This window comes from Pseudoxanthomonas sp. PXM04, assembly GCF_014851695.1.
Taxonomy (GTDB): Bacteria; Pseudomonadota; Gammaproteobacteria; order Xanthomonadales; family Xanthomonadaceae; genus Pseudoxanthomonas_A; species Pseudoxanthomonas_A beigongshangi.
Genome location: NZ_JACVAG010000004.1, coordinates 158,241 through 177,029, shown reverse-complemented (window position 1 = coordinate 177,029; position 18,789 = coordinate 158,241). Strand labels below are relative to the sequence as shown.

General features: G+C 67.8%; 17 protein-coding genes. 12 read left to right on the top strand and 5 right to left on the bottom strand.

From position 1 onward, the window contains the following. Nucleotides 1–3: 3 nt before the first annotated feature. The gene (locus tag IB228_RS11690) at nt 4–1,248 is read right to left on the bottom strand and encodes an NnrS family protein (RefSeq protein WP_192198621.1); all 1,245 of its coding nucleotides are present in this window, start codon (nt 1,246–1,248) and stop codon (nt 4–6) included. 431 nt (nt 1,249–1,679) lie between these two features. Between IB228_RS11690 and IB228_RS11685 the strand changes: the two genes are divergently transcribed. Beyond that, the gene (locus IB228_RS11685; protein WP_192198619.1) at nt 1,680–1,934 is read left to right on the top strand and encodes a hypothetical protein; all 255 of its coding nucleotides are present in this window, start codon (nt 1,680–1,682) and stop codon (nt 1,932–1,934) included. Nucleotides 1,935–2,038: 104 nt separating this feature from the next. On the opposite strand, the gene IB228_RS11680 is transcribed toward IB228_RS11685, so the two are convergent. The 3 genes from IB228_RS11680 to hemN form a co-directional block, all read right to left on the bottom strand. After that, nucleotides 2,039–4,312 carry a nitric-oxide reductase large subunit gene (locus tag IB228_RS11680; RefSeq protein ID WP_192198617.1) on the bottom strand — a complete coding sequence of 758 codons (2,274 nt, stop codon included), beginning with the start codon at nt 4,310–4,312 and terminating at the stop codon, nt 2,039–2,041. 116 nt (nt 4,313–4,428) lie between these two features. Further along, on the bottom strand, nt 4,429–5,184 hold the full coding sequence (locus IB228_RS11675; RefSeq protein ID WP_192198615.1) for a helix-turn-helix domain-containing protein: 756 nt from the start codon (nt 5,182–5,184) through the stop codon (nt 4,429–4,431). Nucleotides 5,185–5,203: 19 nt separating this feature from the next. After that, nucleotides 5,204–6,604, bottom strand: a complete 1,401-nt coding sequence (gene hemN, locus IB228_RS11670; RefSeq protein ID WP_192198613.1) for an oxygen-independent coproporphyrinogen III oxidase — start codon at nt 6,602–6,604, stop codon at nt 5,204–5,206. A gap of 182 nt (nt 6,605–6,786) precedes the next feature. Here hemN and glp point away from each other — a divergent pair, with 182 nt between their 5' ends. The 8 genes from glp (at nt 6,787) to IB228_RS11630 (ending at nt 13,494) form a co-directional block, all read left to right on the top strand. Beyond that, entirely contained in the window at nt 6,787–8,061 is a 1,275-nt protein-coding gene (gene glp / locus IB228_RS11665) for a gephyrin-like molybdotransferase Glp (protein WP_192198611.1), read from the top strand. 10 nt (nt 8,062–8,071) lie between these two features. Continuing rightward, on the top strand, nt 8,072–8,641 hold the full coding sequence (locus tag IB228_RS11660; RefSeq protein WP_192198609.1) for an NTP transferase domain-containing protein: 570 nt from the start codon (nt 8,072–8,074) through the stop codon (nt 8,639–8,641). A 132-nt stretch (nt 8,642–8,773) separates the two neighbouring features. After that, nucleotides 8,774–8,938 (top strand): periplasmic nitrate reductase, NapE protein, encoded by a 165-nt coding sequence (locus IB228_RS11655; RefSeq protein WP_183636459.1) that lies wholly within the window; start codon nt 8,774–8,776, stop codon nt 8,936–8,938. Nucleotides 8,939–8,941: 3 nt separating this feature from the next. Beyond that, on the top strand, nt 8,942–9,496 hold the full coding sequence (locus IB228_RS11650) for a ferredoxin-type protein NapF (protein ID WP_183636457.1): 555 nt from the start codon (nt 8,942–8,944) through the stop codon (nt 9,494–9,496). After that, nucleotides 9,493–9,807, top strand: coding sequence for a chaperone NapD (locus IB228_RS11645; protein WP_183636455.1), 315 nt, complete (start codon nt 9,493–9,495; stop codon nt 9,805–9,807). The genes IB228_RS11650 and IB228_RS11645 overlap by 4 nt, the downstream gene beginning before the upstream one ends. Then, the gene (gene napA, locus IB228_RS11640; protein ID WP_192198607.1) at nt 9,804–12,296 is read left to right on the top strand and encodes a periplasmic nitrate reductase subunit alpha; all 2,493 of its coding nucleotides are present in this window, start codon (nt 9,804–9,806) and stop codon (nt 12,294–12,296) included. Before IB228_RS11645 ends, napA begins: the two co-directional genes overlap by 4 nt. 10 nt (nt 12,297–12,306) lie before the next feature. After that, entirely contained in the window at nt 12,307–12,891 is a 585-nt protein-coding gene (locus IB228_RS11635; protein WP_192198605.1) for a nitrate reductase cytochrome c-type subunit, read from the top strand. A 3-nt stretch (nt 12,892–12,894) separates the two neighbouring features. Next, nucleotides 12,895–13,494: a NapC/NirT family cytochrome c gene (locus IB228_RS11630; protein WP_183636448.1), complete on the top strand. Its 600-nt coding sequence runs from the start codon at nt 12,895–12,897 to the stop codon at nt 13,492–13,494. 90 nt (nt 13,495–13,584) lie between these two features. Here IB228_RS11630 and IB228_RS11625 read toward each other — a convergent pair whose 3' ends face one another. After that, nucleotides 13,585–13,734: a DUF3149 domain-containing protein gene (locus IB228_RS11625; RefSeq protein WP_141452787.1), complete on the bottom strand. Its 150-nt coding sequence runs from the start codon at nt 13,732–13,734 to the stop codon at nt 13,585–13,587. Between the two features lie 157 nt (nt 13,735–13,891). Here IB228_RS11625 and IB228_RS11620 point away from each other — a divergent pair, with 157 nt between their 5' ends. The 3 genes from IB228_RS11620 to IB228_RS11610 all read left to right on the top strand — a co-directional run bounded on the left by IB228_RS11620 (nt 13,892) and on the right by IB228_RS11610 (nt 18,784). Then, nucleotides 13,892–14,134 carry a hypothetical protein gene (locus IB228_RS11620; protein ID WP_192198603.1) on the top strand — a complete coding sequence of 81 codons (243 nt, stop codon included), beginning with the start codon at nt 13,892–13,894 and terminating at the stop codon, nt 14,132–14,134. Nucleotides 14,135–14,212: 78 nt separating this feature from the next. Then, nucleotides 14,213–17,014, top strand: coding sequence for a PAS domain S-box protein (locus tag IB228_RS11615; RefSeq protein WP_192198601.1), 2,802 nt, complete (start codon nt 14,213–14,215; stop codon nt 17,012–17,014). A gap of 84 nt (nt 17,015–17,098) precedes the next feature. After that, complete coding sequence (locus tag IB228_RS11610; RefSeq protein WP_225562406.1) at nt 17,099–18,784, top strand: AarF/UbiB family protein; 1,686 nt, start codon at nt 17,099–17,101, stop codon at nt 18,782–18,784. Nucleotides 18,785–18,789: the final 5 nt, after the last annotated feature.

Here is an 18,789-nt window from a genome sequence, read left to right as displayed (position 1 = left end):
GCGTCAGCCCGGCCGCCCGTCGGCGCGCGGACTCAGGTAGATGCGGCCGATGCGGACCACCCACGGCAGCAGCGCGAGCAGCCAGCCGATGGCCGAGGCGACCTGCCAGAACAGCGCGTCGGGGGCGACTTCGGCGACCACCCGCATCACCGCCACGATTTGCAGTGCGGCAAACGCGAACCAGGCCAGCGCCGGCATCTTCAACGGCCGCCCGGAATGACCCTGGGTGACCCGGGTGACCATCGCCACCAGCACGCTGCCGAAGAAGCCGATGAACATCGCGTGCATCGGCGCGCGTCCCAGCACGAATTCACCCGTGAGCAGGTAGATGACGCTCTGCGTGGTGTACAGCGCGAAGGTGATCGGCAACCACGCGGTGCCGACGAACAGCACCGCCAGCAATCCCGGCATCCGTCCGCGTGGCCACCAGTGCCACAGCGCCACGCCGCTGGCGATCAGCAGCGCCGCATCCGGCAGCCACAGCCACGCGTAGGCGTGCCGCAGCTCCAGCAGCAGGTGAAGCAGCAGGAAGCCCCACATCGCGCCCAGCCACGCCATGGGCCGCCAGGGCTTGTAGCCCGGCACCGTATTGGCGGCGAAGAACGGGAACATGCGGTGGGCGACGGTCAGGTAGATCGGCAGCAGCATCGCCACCCCGCCGAGCTTGATGCTGGCGAAGGCATACCACCCATCCCCGGTCAGCACGAACACGAGGAAGCACGCCAGTCCCGCGCAGCCGAGCAGCAGCGCGGCGAAGCAGGAACGCGCGTGCCAGGTGCGCGCGGTGTCGCGCAGCAGCAGCCGGCCGAGCGTGGCCACGCCGGCCAGCCAGCCGGCCAGCGCCATCCACAGGCCGACCGTGAAACCGGCGTCCCAGCCCAGCGTGGAAAGCAGGATCGCCAGTTGTCCGCCCATCAGTCCGGCGCCCACCGGCACGTAGCGCCAGCGCGGCAGATCCGGCAAGCCCATCCAGCGCGGGAATACCGTCAGCAGGAAACCGAAGATGAAACTCGGCAGCACCAGGTACTGCATCAGGAAGGCATGCAGCCAACCGGGCGGTACCGCGATGTCCGGCATGCGCCAGGCGCCGGTGTACTGCGCGGCCAGCCAGGCCGTCCACCACAGCATCGCCAGCAGCACATTGCCGGCGCCGATGAAGAACATCAGCCGGTGCGGTGCCTGCAGCAACTGGCGCGCGGACATGCCACGCGGGGTCGGGGGGCGGGTGGAAACGGGAATCGGTCGCATGGCCGCAGTCTGCGCCGCGTCGCCGGCGCCTTCCTTGACCTGGATCAGGCGGGATGCGGATCGGTGCCGGGAGGATTCCCGCCCGCGTCGCATCTGCCGATGCCCCACCTCGTCATCCCAGCGAACGCGGGGACCCGTTTTGACTTCCGGCCAGCGTTCCTCGGCATCCAAGGATCCCAATGGATTCCAGCTCGCGCTGGAATGAGGGGGGAAACTAGCGGCGCCTGGGATGGAGCCGGGCGTGTGGGGAATACGGTCGCGACTGACGTCGCTCCCACAAGGACCCGCCGAATCTCTTCCCTTGTGGGAGCGACGTCAGTCGCGATATCCGGACGACCACTTGATGCGGGTCAATGCCGGCGCCACCGGAGCTGCTTACCTTGCCCGGCACCGGGGCGATGGCCCCGGCCCACACTCAGCAAGGAAACCCGATGTCCGCTCCCGAACTCACCGACGAACCGCTCCAGCAACGCACTCGCGCCATGACCCATGCCCTGCGCGAATGGGATCCCGACGCGGAGGTCCAGTTCGAATCCGCCAATGGCCGGCTATCCATCCTGACCACTTTGGCGCCGGCGCGGGTGCGCGAAATCCTCGCCACCGTCGGAGAGCAGGTCGAGGACGCGCCGGAGGAACCGCAGCGTGGCGGCGGTTGCGGCTGCGGGGGCTGCGGCTGTTCCACCTGACCGGAACGCGCCGCGCCGGCAACACGCGCGAAACCGACAGGTAAAAAAAGAGCCGCTCGCGCGGCTCTTTTTCGTTGCGGTTGGACCATTGGAAGGGTCGCGTATCAGCCCTCCGCCGGCACCACCGCCGGCAGCGCTTCCCGGCGCGGCGCCACCCACAGGCGGAACACGAACCAGGCCAGGGCGAACGCGCCGACGCTGAACAGCGTGTCCGAGGGAACCCGCATCCACACCAGCATGTCGACGATCGGCTGCTGCATGAACTCGGCCGAACGGGCGTACCAGTAGCCGTGCTTCAGCGCGGCGTTGAGCTGGAGGATGCCCAGCGGCAGCAGGGTGAACAGGGCCATGCCGGCCAGGCCGATGTTGAGCGACCAGAACGCGGTCTTCAGCAGCCTTTCGTTCCACTGCACGTCCGGCTTGAGGCCACGCAGGCAGAACAGCATCAGACCGATGCCGAGCATGCCGTACACGCCGAACAGCGCGGTGTGGCCGTGGGTCGGGGTCAGGTTCAGGCCCTGCATGTAATACAGCGGCAGCGGCGGGTTGATCAGGAAGCCGAACAGGCCGGCACCCACCAGGTTCCAGAACGCGACCGCGATGAAGAACAGGATCGGCCAGCGGTAGCGTTGCATCCACGGCGTCGCCTTGCCCATCTTGTAGCTGTGGTAGGCCTCGAAGCCGACGTAGGCCAGCGGCACCACTTCCAGCGCCGAGAAGCTCGCGCCGATGGCGATGACCGCGGTCGGGGTGCCGGTGAAGTACAGGTGGTGCAGGGTGCCCAGCACGCCGCCGGCCATGAACACGATGGTCGCGAACAGCACCGCCACCGTGGCCGACTTGACCTGCAGCATGCCCAGGCGGGTGAACAGGAAGGCGATGACCGCCACCGCGAAGACCTCGAAGAAGCCTTCCACCCACAGGTGCACCACCCACCAGCGCCAGTACTCGACCATCGACAGGTGCGTGTGCTCGCCCCACATCAGGCCGGCCGCGTAGAACAGGCCGATGGCCACGGTGGACAGGAACAGCAGGGAGACGATGGAACGCGAGTCACCGCCGTTGCGCATCGCCGGCCACAGGGCGCGGCCGACCAGCACCAGCCACAGGGTCAGGCCGATGAACAGGAACCACTGCCAGAAGCGGCCGAGGTCGACGTATTCCCAGCCCTGGTGGCCGAACCAGAAGTTGTGCTTCAGGCCGAGCTTCTGCATCACCGCGAACCACTGCCCGGCGAACGCGCCGACCACGATGATCAGCAGGCAGACCCACAGCAGGTTCACGCCCAGGCGCTGGAACTTCGGCTCGTGTCCGGAAATCGCCGGACCGATGTACAGGCCCATGCCCAGCCAGGCGGTGGCGATCCACAGTACCGCCAGTTGTGTATGCCAGGTTCTGGTCAGCGCGTACGGCAACACGTCGGCCAGGGCGAAGCCGTAGGCTTCCTGGCCCTCGACCTGGTAGTGCGCGGTGATCGCGCCGAGCAGGATCTGCACCAGGAACAGCGCGATCACCACCCAGAAATACTTGGCGGTGGCGCGCATCGACGGGGTGACCTTGATATCGGCCAGCGGATCCCGCTTGGGCAGCACCGGCGCCAGTTCGTCACCGTGGTTGACCGCGTAGTGCCAGCCCAGCAGGCCGATGCCGGCGATCAGGAATAGCACGCTGAACACCGTCCACAGGAACGCGCTGGGAGGCGGCGTGTTGCCGACCAGTTCGTCGGCGGGCCAGTTGGCGGTGTAGCTGATCTCGGCGCCCGGGCGCTGGGTCACCGACGACCACGCGGCCCACCAGTAGAAGCCGGTGAGCTGGCGCCGGTGCTCGGCGTCGGGCACGGTGTCGTTGCGCATCGCATAGGCTTCGCGCAGCTTCACCATCGCCGGGTCGTTGCCGAACAACTGCTCGTAGTGCGCGGCGACCGTGCGGATGGCGGCGGCGCGGTCGACGTCCACGGTCACCGTGCCGGTGGCGGCGTCGTAGCTGTTGGGACGCATCAGCGCCTGCACGCGCTTGGCGTACGCGGCCTGGGTCGGGGCGTCCAGATCCTTGTAGCTGGCGGCGCCGGCCTCGCGCCTGGCCCAGATGTCGAGGATGGCTTCGGCCTCGCGGTGCAGCCAGTCCGCGCCCCAGTCGGGAGCGACGTAGCCGCCGTGGCCCCAGATGGAGCCCAGTTGCTGGCCACCGATGGACTGCCATACCTGGCGGCCGGTCTCGATGTCCTTGCGGGTGTAAAGCACCTGGCCATCGGCATCCACCACCTGTTCGGGCAGGGGCGGCGCCTGTCGGTGGACCTCGCTGCCGACCCAGAGCAGGACGGCGAACGAGGCGATGAGCAGGGCGGCCAACCCTACCCACAGCTTGCGTGTCGAATTCATGATGCGGGACTCCGTGGGAACCGCAGGCATGTTCCGCCCGCGTCCGGATCCCCTCCATGACCTACGTCAAGTCGATGGCATTCACGTGCGTGCAGGCGGGTTACGCCTGGCAGGCGTCAGTCGCGCAACACCGTGGATGCCAGTTCGTGCAGGCGATCCATGTCCAGGATCTCCACGTCGCGCTGCTTGATGTGGACCAGCCCATCGCGTTCGAACCGGCGCAGCACCCGGCTCACCGTTTCCGGCGCCTGGCGCAGGTAGTTGGCGATGTCGGTGCGCGACATGGTCAGCTGGAACCGGCGCGAGGAATAGCCGCGCGCGGCCAGCCGCCGCGACAGTCCGATCAGGAACGCCGCCATCCGCTCGTCGGCGCTGTTGTCGCGGGCGAACAGCGAGGCCACGCCGATATCGTGGCTCATCAGCCGGAACAGGTGCTGCTGCAGGTTTGGCAGGCGGGTGGCGAGCAGGGCGATCTTGGGGAACGAGAACCGGCACAGCATCACCGTATCCAGCGCGATCGCGTTGCAGGGATAGCGGTCGCCGTGGATCGCGTTGAGGCCAATCACCTCGCCGGGCAGGTGGAAGCCCAGCACCTGCTCGTGGCCGTCGCGATCGACCTGGTAGGTCTTGACCGTGCCGGCGCGCACCGCGGCGATCGCGCTGAAGGAATCCCCCTCACGGAACACGTGCTCGCCCGGTTGCAGCGGGCCGACGTGTTCGACCAGCACGTGCAGGTCCATCAGCGCGCGCTTGTCCATGCCCTCGCTGAGGCAGGCCTGGGAGAACGCGCAGGTCGAGCAGAACGTCAGCGAATCGCCGTCGTCCGAGAGAATGGTGGCGTCGGTACGCGGGAAAACGACCGGCGAGCTCATGCGGACGTCCCGGATGAGGTCAGATGGTTCGCGAGAACCGCGTGGTCGCGGCCTCCGCGGCGGCGGGCAGATATCGGTCGAAGCACATGGCGATGATACGCAACAGCAGGCGTCCACGCGAGGTGGCGCACACTTCCCGCGTCCCCACCTCGACCAGGCCGTCGGCCTGCAACGGCTCCAGCCGTGCCAGCGCGTCGGCGAAGTAGTCGCGGAAGTCGATCACGTGGCGGCGCTCTATCGCGTCGAAGTCGATGCGGCCGTGGCACATCAGCTGCTGGATGACGTCGGCGCGCAGCATGTCGTCCTCGTCCAGGCGCATGCCGCGCCACACCGGCAGGCGGCCGCTGTCGATCATCTGTTCCCAACTGCCGATGTCGCGCGGGTTCTGGCTGAAGCTGGCGCCGACGTGGCTGATCGCGCTGACCCCCAGGCCGATCAGGTCGCTTTCGGCGTGGGTGGAATAGCCCATGAAGTTGCGATGCAGGTCGCCGCGCTGCTGCGCCCGCGCCAGATCGTCCTCGGGCAGGGCGAAGTGATCCATGCCGATGTAGACGTAGCCGGCTTCGCCCAGCTTGTCGATGGCGCAGCGCAGCAGGTCGAGTTTCTGTTCGGGGGAGGGCAGTTCCTCGGCGTGGATGCGTTGCTGCGGGCGGAACAGGGCCGGCAGGTGCGCGTAACTGTAGATCGCCAGCCGGTCCGGGCGCGCCTTCAGGGTGATGTCGAGCGTGCGCGAGAAGCCTGCGAGGGTTTGCCGGGGCAGGCCGTAGATCAGATCGACGTTCACCGAGCGCATGCCGTGGGCGCGGCAGGCATCGATGATCGCCAGGGTGTCGTCGACCCCCTGCACCCGGTTGACCGCCTGCTGCACATCGGGATCGAAGTCCTGCACGCCCAGGCTGGCGCGGTTGAAGCCGGCGCGGGCCAGCTGGCCCACTTCGTCCGGGCTGATGAAGCGCGGATCCAGTTCGATCGAGCAGTCGAAACCGGCACCGGAGGCGAACGAGAAGTGCCGGCGCAGCACGTCGACGACCTCGGCGATCTGGTCCGGCGACAGGAAGTTGGGCGTGCCACCGCCGAAGTGCACCTGGTTGACGTCGCGGTCGCGGTCGAACAGCGGCGAGACCAGCGCGATCTCGCGGTACAGGCGGGTCAGGTAGGCGTCGCCGCGGGCCTTCTCCCGGGTGATGATGCGGTTGCAGCCGCAATAGAAGCAGGGGCTGGTGCAGAACGGGATATGCAGGTACAGCGACAGCGGGCGCGGGATCGGGTCGCCGTTGGTGATCGCGGCCACCTCGCGCAGTTCCGCCTCCTGGAACTGCGCCGAGAACTGCGGCGCGGTCGGGTAGGAGGTGTAGCGCGGCCCCGGCTTGTCGTAACGCCGGAGCAGTTCGGGGTCGAAGAGGGCGGAAAGGGCGGGCATGGACAAAGGCTAGGCAATGCCGGCCCCCGGCGCCTTGACCTGAATCAACCCCGCGCGGGTTGGCCGGAAACCTTCAGCTATGTGAGGATGCCGGCCACTCCGGGCCGTCGCCGGGGACTGCTACGCTCGGGACACGTGCGGGTTCGCGTGGCCGCGTGCGGGAACGTTTTGAAGGAGTACGCGTGATCGGATACGAGGAAGCCCTGGCCCTGCTGCTGCGCGATGTCGTGCCGCTGGACACCGAATCGGTGGCGGCCTTCGATGGCGCCGGCCGGGTGCTGGCGGCGGACGTCCGCAGTCCCGGATTCCTGCCCCGCTTCGACAACGCCGCGATGGACGGCTTCGCGCTGGCGCTGGGCGATGCGACGGGCGAAGCCGGCACGGAATGGCCGGTGCTCGGATCGACGGCTGCCGGCGATGCCGCGGGCCAGCCAGCGGGGCCGGCGCGGCAGGGCGCGTGGGAAATCATGACCGGCGCGGTGATGCCGGATGGCCTGGACTCGGTGGTACCGGTCGAGCGCGTCGATGCGTCCGGTGGCACGGACGGCACGCCACCCACGCGCATCCGCCTGCGCGAACCGGTGCGGACGGGTGCCAACGTGCGCCGCCGCGGCGAGGACATCGCCGAGGGCGCGCGGGTGCTGACGAAGTGCGAACGTTTGGGCCCCGCGCAGATCATGCTGCTGGCCGCGCTCGGCATCGAACGCGTGCCGCTGGTACGGCGGCCGCGGGTGGCGCTGATCGCCACCGGTCGCGAACTGGCCGAAGCCGGCGAGGCGGACGAGGGCGCGTGGATCCATGACAGCAACACGCCGTTCCTGCGCCTGCGCCTGCATGCGGCCGGTGCCGAGGTGGTGGCGCGGGAACGGGTCGGCGACGATCCCGTAGGCTTCACCGCCGTGCTGGATCGCGTGCTGGCCCAGCGGCCGGATCTGGTAATCAGCACCGGCGCGGTGTCCAGGGGGCGTTTCGATTTCGTACCCGGCAGCCTGCGCGCGCGCGGCGCGGACGTGCGCTTCCACGGCGTGGCGATTCGCCCGGGCAAGCCGCTGCTGTGCGCGCGCCTGCGCGAAGGGCCGCTGCACGTCGGCCTGCCCGGCAATCCGGCCTCCTGCGCGGTGGGCCTGCGCTTTTTCGTGGAACCGCTGCTGCGTGCGATGCTGGGGTTGCCGCGCGAACGGCCCGCGCGCCTGCCGCTGGCCATGCCGGTGCATGCGCGCGCCAACCTGCGCACGCACCTGCACGCCATGCTGGAGGGCGACGGAGAGGGCCGGTTGGCGGTGCATCCGTTGCCCCGGCAGGAGTCCTTCCGGCTCGCGCCGTTCCTGTCATCGCAGGCATGGTTGGTGCTGCCCGAAGCCGGCGATGGCGACACCGTGATCGAACCGGGCCAGGCCGTCGATGTGTATCCGCCCGGCCATCTGGAACCGTTGGCGTGGCAACAGGAATCACCGTGATGGCGGGGCCATGAACACCATGCTTCCCGCCTGGCAGGGCATCGTGCTCGCCGGCGGACGTTCCTCGCGCATGGGCCGCGACAAGGCGCTGCTCGAATGGCGGGGCCGGCCGCTGCTGGAACACATGCGGGACTTGCTGTCCGACGCCGGTGCCGCGCGGGTGGTGATCAGCGGTACGCGTCCCGGTTACGACGCAATTCCTGATGCGATCCCAGACGACATCGGCGACGGCGGTCCGGCCGTGGCGCTCGCGCAACTGGTGCAACGGCTGCCCGATGGCGTCTGGCTGGCGGTGCCGGTGGACATGCCGCTGCTGGCAGCCCCGGCGTTGCACGCGCTGGTGGCCACATCCGCGGACTGTGCGATGTTCGAGCGCCATCCATTGCCGATGAGCATCACCCTCGATTCGCGCACCCGCGCGCTCCTGGCCGGCATCGTCGAGCTGCCGCCGAGCCAGCGTTCGCTGCGCGCGATCCATCACGCGCTCGCGGGCGTGGTGCTGGCGCCGGGTGCGTGGGACGCAAGCCTGATTGGTTGCAACACGCCGGAGGAATGGGCCGCGCTGCGCGAACGCGAGTAGATCGCGATCACGTCCGCGCGGTTGGCTTCGACCGGGGCCATCACTGGCCGACCCGCGACACGTTCATGCTGGAAAGTTTGTGCTAGGCTCGCTCCGCGGTTCGCCCAGCCATTCAAATGCCAGGTGAGCATCATGGAGCATCCACCCCGCCAGGACGTCGCGAGCAAGGCCCAGGAGCGCCTCGCATTCCTGTTGCTGACCGTCGTCGTCTTTCCTTTGAGCGCGGTGCTGATCGTCGCCGGCTATGGTTTCCTGGTCTGGATCTACCAGATGTTCGCCGGTCCGCCGACGGGTTGAGCGATGAGCCAGGCACGCCCGATCTCGCGACGCGCATTGCTTTTCGGCCGCAGCGACGGCGAATCGCCGGTGTCGCCACCGCGTACCGGACGGGCCGGCTCCTCACAGGCCCCTTCTGCACAGACCTTGCGTCCTCCCTGGGCATTGCGCGGCGCCGCGTTCGCGAATGCCTGCACCGGCTGCGTCGCCTGCGTGGACGCCTGTCCCGAACAGGTGCTGGTGCTGCGCAAGGGCAAGGCCGTGTTCGAACCGGAGCGCGGTGAATGCACGTTCTGCCATGCCTGCGTCGATGCCTGCGCGCCGGGCGCGCTGCGCGACGATGGCGTGCAGCCGCCCTGGAGCTATCGCGCGTACGTGGACGAAGCCTGCCTGGGTGCGCACGGCGTGGTCTGCGCCAGTTGCCGCGAGATCTGCCCGCAGTCGGCCATCCGGATTCCGCCCGCCGGGCGCGGCGCCGCTCATATCGACAGCGATGGCTGCAACGGTTGCGGCGCCTGCGTGTCGGTCTGCCCGGCCACCGCCATCCACCTGCACGCATCCGTGGAGACCGCCGCATGAGCCAGCCCGGCGACGACGAACTGCACATCGCCAGCTTCGTGATACAGCACCGGATCGACGCGGCGGAGGGCCTGGCCACGGCCATCGCCGCCTCGCCCGAACTGGAACTGGCGATCCCCGGGGAAACCCGCAGCGTGGTCCTGTGCGAATCCGCCGACCGCTACGCGGTGATGGACCGGATCGAACAACTGCGCGCCGTGCCCGGCGTGCTCAACGTATTGCTGGTCTACCACCATGCCGAGCCACGCGACGCGCTGGAGGCGGAAGTGGAGGCGCGTCCCGAAACAAACCTTGCCGGAGTCCATCCATGAGCACACGCCGGGAATTCATCCGCAACAGCGCCGTCGCCACCGCGGCGGCGGCGGCCGGCCTGCCGCTGGCCGGCGACGGCAGCAACCTGGTGACCGAGGGCGATCTGACCACGCTCAAGTGGGACAAGGCGCCGTGCCGCTACTGCGGCACCGGCTGCGGGGTCAACGTGGCGGTCAAGAACGGCCGGGTGGTCGCCACCCACGGCGACGTGCACGCGGAGGTCAACCGCGGCATCAACTGCGTCAAGGGCTATTTCCTGTCCAAGATCCTGTACGGCACGGATCGCCTGGCCATGCCGCTGTTGCGCAAGAAGAACGGCGCCTACGCCAAGGACGGCGAGTTCGAGCAGGTCGGTTGGGACGAGGCCTTCGACGTGATGGCCGCGCAGTTCAAGCGGGTGCTGAAGGAGAAGGGCAGCGACGCCATCGGCATGTTCGGCTCCGGGCAGTGGACCATCTTCGAGGGTTACGCCGCCAACAAGCTGATGAAGGCCGGTTTCCGCAGCAACCACATCGATCCCAACGCCCGCCATTGCATGGCCTCGGCGGTGATGGGCTTCATGCGCACCTTCGGCATGGACGAGCCCATGGGCTGCTATGACGACATCGAGGCGGCCGACGCGTTCGTGCTGTGGGGCTCGAACATGGCCGAGATGCATCCGATCCTGTGGACCCGGGTGACCGATCGACGGCTCTCGCATCCGCACGTGAAGGTGGCGGTGATGTCGACCTTCGAGCACCGCAGCTTCGAACTGGCCGACATCCCGATCGTGTTCAAGCCGCAGACCGATCTGGTCATCCTGAACTACATCGCCAACCACATCATCCGCACCGGCAAGGTCAACCAGGACTTCGTCAACAAGCACACCACCTTCAAGCGCGGCAACGACGACATCGGCTACGGCCTGCGTCCGGACAATCCGCTGGAGCTGAAGGCGAAGAACGCCAAGGATCCCACCGGCGGCGAGCCCATCGATTTCGAGGCCTTCGCCCGTTTCGTCGCTCCGTACACGCTGGACAAGGCGGTGGAGATGACCGGGGTGGAGCGCGGCTGGCTGGAGAAACTGGCCGAGCTGTACGCGGATCCGAAGATCAAGGTCACCTCGTTCTGGACCATGGGCTTCAACCAGCACACCCGCGGCGTGTGGGCCAACAACATGGTCTACAACCTGCACCTGCTGACCGGCAAGATCGCCACCCCGGGCAACAGCCCGTTCTCGCTGACCGGCCAGCCCTCGGCCTGCGGCACCGCGCGCGAGGTCGGCACCTTCAGCCACCGCCTGCCGGCGGACATGGTGGTGACCAACCCCGAGCATCGCAAACACGCCGAGGAAATCTGGAAGGTCCCGTACGGCACCATCAAGCCCAAACCGGGCTATCACGCGGTCGAGCAGAACCGCGCCCTGAAGGACGGCAAGCTCAACGCCTACTGGGTGATGGTCAACAACAACATGCAGGCGGCGGCCAACCTGCGCGAGGAAACCTGGCCCGGTTACCGCAACCCGGACAACTTCATCGTCGTGTCCGACGCCTATCCCACCGTCACCGCGCAGGCCGCGGACCTGATCCTGCCGGCGGCGATGTGGGTGGAGAAGGAGGGCGCGTACGGCAACGCCGAGCGGCGCACCCAGTTCTGGCACCAATTGGTCAAGGCACCGGGACAGGCGCGCTCGGACCTGTGGCAGTTGATGGAATTCTCCAAGCGCTTCACCACCGACGAATGCTGGTCGGCCGAGCTGCTGGCGGCCAATCCCCAGTTCAAGGGCAAGACCCTGTTCGATGTGCTGTATCGCAACGGCAACGTCGATCGGTTCCCGGTCGGCGATATCGAAGCGGGCTACGCCAACGACGAGTCGGCGGCGTTCGGGTTCTACGTGCAGAAGGGCCTGTTCGAGGAATACGCCGCGTTCGGTCGCGGCCACGGCCACGATCTGGCGCCGTTCGACGCCTACCACAAGGCGCGCGGACTGCGCTGGCCGGTGGTCGACGGCAAGGAAACCCGCTGGCGCTATCGCGAAGGCGCGGATCCCTACGTCAAGGCCGGCACCGGCTTCCAGTTCTACGGCAATCCCGACGGCAGGGCGGTGATCTGGGCCTTGCCCTACGAACCGCCGGCCGAGTCGCCGGACGAGGATTACAACCTTTGGCTGGTCACCGGGCGCGTGCTGGAGCACTGGCATTCCGGTTCGATGACCATGCGCGTGCCCGAGCTTTACCGCAGCTTCCCGGCCGCGGTGGTGTTCATGAATCCCGACGACGCGCGCGAGCGCGGGCTCAAGCGCGGCGACGAGGTGAAGGTGGTGTCGCGACGCGGCGAGATGCTGTCGCGGGTGGAAACGCGCGGCCGCAACCGGATGCCGCCCGGGGTCATCTTCGTGCCGTGGTTCGATGCCGGCCAGTTGATCAACAAGGTCACCCTGGACGCGACCGATCCGATTTCCAAGCAGACCGACTACAAGAAGTGCGCCGTCAAGGTGCTGGCCGTCTAGGAGCTTCGCCATGCGCAACAAGCCATTGCTGATCGCCGTGGGCCTGACGGTGGTGCTGGGGATACTGGTGTTCGTCGCCGGCTGGATGTTCGGCAGCCACCGCTCGCCGGAGACGGCGGCGCCGGCCGAAGCCGCCGGCGTCGCGCCTCCCGCGGTCGACGCGCCGCCGCCCGGTGCGCAGATCGACGCCATCCGCCGCGGCGTGCCGATCGATCAGGAGGGCGCGCCACCGCCGATGGCGCGGGTCGAGAACACCGACATCAAGCGGGTACGCGCCTATCCGATGCAGCCGCCGACCATTCCGCACGCCATCGACGGCTACCAGGTCGACAAGAACAGCAACCGCTGCATGCTGTGCCATGCGCGCGCCAACGCCGCCACTTTCCAGGCGCCGCCGGTCAGCGTGACCCACTACATGGACCGGGACGATCAGTTCCTGGCCACGATTTCGCCGCGCCGCTACTTCTGCAACCAGTGCCACGTGGTGCAGACCGATGCCAAGCCGCTGGTGGCGAACAACTTCCAGGATATCGACAGCGTCATCGCGACCACGCCGGCCGCGCCGACGACGTCGGCCAAGCAGGGGAGCGAGTGAGCCATGTGGGAACGGATCAAGCAACGCGTGCTGCCCATCTGGCGCACCCTGCGCTCACCCAGCCGGCACTACAGCCTGGGGTTCCTGACGGTGGCCGGTTTCGTGGTCGGGGTGGTGTTCTGGGGCGGCTTCAACACCGCGCTGGAAGCGACCAACACAGAGACCTTCTGCACCGGCTGCCATGAAATGCGCGACAACGTCTTCCAGGAACTGAAGACGACCATCCACTACACCAATCGTTCCGGCGTGCGCGCGACCTGCCCGGACTGCCACGTGCCACACAACTGGACCAACAAGATCGCCCGCAAGATGCAGGCGTCCAAGGAAGTCTGGGGCAAGGTGTTCGGCACGATTGATACCCGCGAGAAGTTCCTCGATCACCGGCTGGAACTGGCGATGCACGAGTGGGAGCGCTTGAAGGCCAACGACTCGCTGGAGTGTCGCAACTGCCACGACTATTCGTCGATGGACCTGACCCGGCAGGGATCGCGCGCGGCCCAGACCCACAAGCTGTGGCTGGGCACCCAGAAGAAGACCTGCATCGATTGCCACAAGGGCGTGGCCCACCACCTGCCGGACATGACCGGAGTGCCGCAGGGCTGAACTCCCCAGCCGCTGCGGCTTCCCCAAAAACGAATCCGGCCACGCCCGGCAGATACGAAGGCCGGTGGCCGGCGCCATGCGTTCCGGCGGCTACTTGCCGCCGCGGCGACGCTCCTCCTCGCGCATCTTCTTGCGCAGGAACAGGCTGACCCAGATGCCGATGCCGAACATCACCAGGCTGCCGCCGATGGCGAGCCAGCCGACCGGCTCCAGCAGGATTTCGCGAAGGATTGGATGCATGTGCGGCGGTTCCCCGGATGGACTGCGGGCAGGTTAGCGCGCTGGCGGTCGGCGGCATTGACCTGAATCAATGGCGGTTCGCGGGGGCGGGGTGCGAAGAGCGCGTGCAGGGATTCAACGGGCCGATATGCGATAAGGGGGCCGGAGGGTCGCATCCATGAGCGGAATCTATTCTTTGCTGATTTCCCCCGAGCACGCCGAACTGGTGCAGGGCGACGTCGGTGCGGATCTGGGGCAGGGATTCCGCCTGGTCCACGAACAGTCGCAGAAGCGTACCGGGGCGCGTTGGTACTTCTACGCCGAGCGCTCGTTGAGCAAGCCCGAGGCGCTGCACCGCGCCCAGCAGTGGTACGACTCCAGCGGCCACCCCGACTGGCCGGGATTGGCCGAACGCGCCTGAACCCGTTGTCCAGTGTCCTCGACATGGCCTTCACCGGACTTGTCACAGCTTGACCGGGATCATCCAGGGACCGGTCCCATGCTGGAAGTTCAGAGTCCCGAAACGGCCAGCCAGTCCGTCCTGCTGGCGCTGGAGGATGGCATCCGGCGGATCCGCGATCCCCGTGAGGTGATGGCGTTCGCCGCCGCGCATCTGGCCCGCCACCTGCGCGTCGATCGCGTCTGCTATGCCGAGATGGACGAGGCCGGGGAGCGATTCGCCCTGCAGGTCGAATCCGGCAACGGGCGTTTGCCGCCGCTGGCGGGACAGCAGCGGCTGGACGATTTCGGCGACTTCGTGGGCGAATCGATGCGCCGCGGCGAAGTGCTTTGCTGCGACGACACCGCGGCGATCCGGGGCCTGTCGGCGCTGCAACGGCGCGCCTACCGCGACAGCGGAATCCGCGCGCACATCAGCGTGTCGCTGGTGCGCGACGGCGATTCCCGGGCAATCCTGGCGGTGCATCACGCCGATCCACGTGTCTGGACTTCCGCCGAACGGGCGCTGGTGCGGGACGTCGGCGAGCGCACCTCGGCATCGGTGCTGCGCACGCGGGTGGCGGCGGAACTGCGCCGCAGCGAGGCGCGGTTCCGCCAGTTGTTCGAGTCCATCGATCAGGGCTTCTGCATCATCGACGTGCTGTTCGACGCCGATGGCCATGCCTGCGACTACCGCTTCGTCGAGGTCAACGGCGCGTTCGCGCGCCACACCGGCCTGGGCGAGGTGGTCGGACGCACCGCGCGCGAGGTCGTCGCCGATCTGGAAGCCTCCTGGTACGAACTGTACGGCGAGGTCGCGCTCACCGGGCAGCCGCGACGGTTCGAAAAACAGACGGTGGGCATGGGTGGACGCTGGTTCGAGGTTTACGCGTTCCCGCTGGAAGGAGGCGGCCACCAGGTCGGCATCCTCTTCAGCGACATCAGTGATCGCCGCCGGATCACCGACGCCATGCGCGAAAGCCAGTCGCAGCTGGCCGCGGTCATCGAGCACGTGCCGGTGGGCATCGGCCTGTTCGACACCGAGGGCCGCTACCTGATGGCCAACCCCCATCTGCAGGAACTGGTCGGCAACGTGCTGCCGTCGCGCGAGCCGCGCTCCCGCTGGCGCGCCTACGACGCGGAAGGCAACCTGCTGGCGCCGAGCGAGTATCCGAGTGCGCGGGCGCTGCGCGGCGAAACCGTGCCGCCGACCGTGGATTTCCATATCTACCTGGATGGCGTGGAGCGCTGGATCGTGTTCGGCGCGGTGCCGTTGTGGCGCGACGGCAAGGTGGCCGGCGGCATCTCGGTGGCCCAGGACATCACCGAGCGCCGGCGGGTGGAAAGCGCGCTGCGCGAGAGCGAATGGCGGCTTTCCACCCTGATCGAGGGCATCCCGCTGCTGGTGTGGCGATCCTCCGATCGCGGCCACTGGACCTGGGCCAGCCCGCAATGGGAGCAGTTCACCGGCCAGTCCCAGCAGGACGCGGTCGGGCTGGGCTGGCTGGCGTCGATCCATCCTGAGGACCGCGATGCGACCTTGCAAGCGTGGGCACGCGCGGGCGAACGCGAGGAGATGAAGGTCGAACACCGCGTGCGCCAGGCCGGCACCGGCAGCTACGTCTGGCATTCCACCCGTTCGCGCGCATTGAAGGATCCGCGCGGACGCATCGTCGAGTGGCTGGGCACGACCGCCGATATCCAGCAATTCAAGAACCTGCACGCGCGCCAGCGCGAGCTGTTGGAACTTCAGGCCGACCAGAGCCGGCGCAAGGATGAGTTCCTGGCAATCCTCGCCCACGAGCTGCGCAATCCGCTGGCGCCGCTGCGGACCACCCTGGAGTTGCTGGTGGAGGCGGGCGATGCGCCGTTCGCGCCCGCGCTCGCGCGGATGCAGCGACAGGTCGATCACATGGTAAGGCTGGTGGAGGATCTGCTGGAGGTTTCGCGGATCACCCACGGCACCATCGAGCTCCGCCGCGAGCAGCTGGACGTCAACGAGGTGCTGCAGGTCGCCATCGATACCAGCCGGCCATGGATAGAGCAGGCCGGGCACCAACTGGAGGTGGCGCTGTCACCGCACGCCTGCATCGTCGACGGCGATCCGGTTCGGCTGGCGCAGGTGTTCTCCAACCTGCTGAACAACGCCGCCAAGTTCACCCATGCGCCGGGCCGCATCGCCCTGGGTTCGCGCCGGGAAGATGGCTGGCTGCGGGTCAGCGTCGCCGACAACGGCGTGGGCATGCCGCCCGAGCGGATTGGCGAGATATTCAACCTGTTCACCCAGATCCGGCAGGAAAAGCAGCAGATGCTGAGCGGACTGGGCATCGGCCTGACCCTGGTTCGCAGCATCGTCGAACTGCACGGCGGGCGCGTGCGCGCGCACAGCGACGGCATCGGCCACGGCAGCCACTTCGAAGTCGAACTGCCGCTGGTCAACACATCGAATCCGGGAGAAGACGACATGGCCACCGACTACACCACGCCTGGAAACCGCCATCGGGTGATGGTGGTGGACGACAACCGCGATGCGGCCGACGCCATCGCCGAGTACCTGGAGTTCGCCGGCCACGACGTCGCGGTGGCCTACGATGGCGAAGCGGCACTGGCGCGTTTCGCCGGTTTCGCGCCGGAGATGGTGCTGATGGATCTGGGCATGCCCGGCATCAGCGGCTACGACACCGCCACCCGCATGCGTGCCCTGAACAGCGGTGCGGCGCTGACCCTGGTGGCGCTCAGCGGCTGGACCCACGAGGAGGACAAGCGACGCTCGCGCGAAGCCGGATTCGACGCGCACCTGGCCAAGCCGGTGGAAGTGGCGACCCTGCGCCGGTTGATCGAGGAACATCTCGGCCGCGGATGAGCGCGCCGCCCCGTCATCGCGGCGGCTTTCACTTGGCGTGATCATCGCGCCCTGACAATGGAATTCCCGATCAGGAATCCGGTCATGGAATCGCACGCCCATCACGCCGAACCGCCACAGGGAGCGGGCAGGCGGCGCGGACAGATCCTGCGCTTCCTGTTCCGCTACCGGAACTCGGGCCTGTTCTCCGGGCTGGATACCAGCCTGGAGGATGCCGCGCTGCAGGTACCGGAAGGCACGCCCCAGGAGCTGGCCCAGGATCTGGAGGCACTCGGCCCGGCGTTCGTGAAGATCGGGCAGATGCTCTCGACCCGGCCGGACATCGTGCCGCCGGCCTTCGCCAGTTCCTTCGAACGCATGCAGGAACGGGTGGAACCGGTGTCGTTCGAGGCCGTCCGCGAAGTGGTGGAAACCGAACTCGGCGTGCGCGTGAGCCATGCCTTCTCCGGGTTCGAACCGGAACCGCTGGGCTCGGCGTCGCTGGCTCAGGTGCATCGCGCCTGGTTGCGCGACGGCACGGCGGTGGCGGTCAAGGTGCAGAAGCCCGGCATCGCCCAGCAACTGCTCGGGGATCTGGAACTGCTGCGCGGCTTCGCCCGCAATGCCGATCGCTTCACCGAAATGGGGCGGCGGGTGCGCTTCGCCGACTGGCTGGAGGAATTCAGCCGTACCCTGTTGGCCGAGCTGGACTACCAGGCCGAGGCCGAGAACCTGCTGCGGTTCCGCCTGCACCTGGCGCCGTTTCCGGAACTATGGGTACCGGCGCCCGTCGCCGATCTCAGCCGGCGCCGGGTACTGACCATGGAGCTGGCCGAGGGCATCCGGGTGGATCAGATTCCGGGCGTGCGCCGGACCGAGCAGCCGATGGATCTGCTGGCATCGGCGCTGCTGCGCGGCTATCTGGACCAGATCTTCGTGCATGGTGAAATCCATGCCGATCCGCATCCGGGCAACCTGCGGGTGACCCGTGACGGCCGGCTCGCGGTGTTCGATTTGGGCATGGTGGTGAACGTGCCGCCCAAGCGACGCGACTGCCTGCTCAAACTGCTGTTCGCCGCGGTCGACGGACGCGGTGAACAGGCCGCCGACGAGGCCATCGCCATGGGCACCCGGCTGGAGGATTACGACGAGGAGCGTTTCGTGCGAGAGGTCGGGCACCTGGTCAGTCACTACAACGCGCATTCGGCCTCGGCCTCGGCCGGCAGGGTCGTGCTGGAACTGGTACGGGTCGCCACCACCAGCGGGTTGCGCACGCCGCCGGAACTGAGCCTGCTGGGCAAGGCGCTGTTGAACCTGGATGCGGTCTGCCGCCAGTTGGCACCGAAGATGGATCCGAAAGCGGTCGTCGAACGACACCTGCAGCATGTGATGCGCGCGCGCCTGCGGCAATCGTTCTCCTCGTCCAACGTCGCCAGCGAACTGATCGAGATCCAGACCCTGCTGCGGGAAGGTCCGCGCAAGCTGTCCGACGCGCTGTCGCTGGTGGCGGAAAACAAGCTGCAACTGCGGGTGGCCGGGCTGGAGGAATCGCGGCTGATGGAAAACCTGCAGAAGATCGCCAACCGGATTGCTGCCGGGCTGGTGACTGCCGCGCTGATCGTCGCGTCCTCGCTGATGATGCGGGTGGAAACCCGCAGCACCCTGTGGGGCTATCCAACCGTCGCGTTGCTGCTGTTCCTGCTGGGCGCCGGCCTGGGCGTGGGCATCGTGATCAGCGCCCTGCGGCGCGATCGGACCGCGCGCTCGCGCGAGGAGCGGGCACCGCGCTGAGCCAG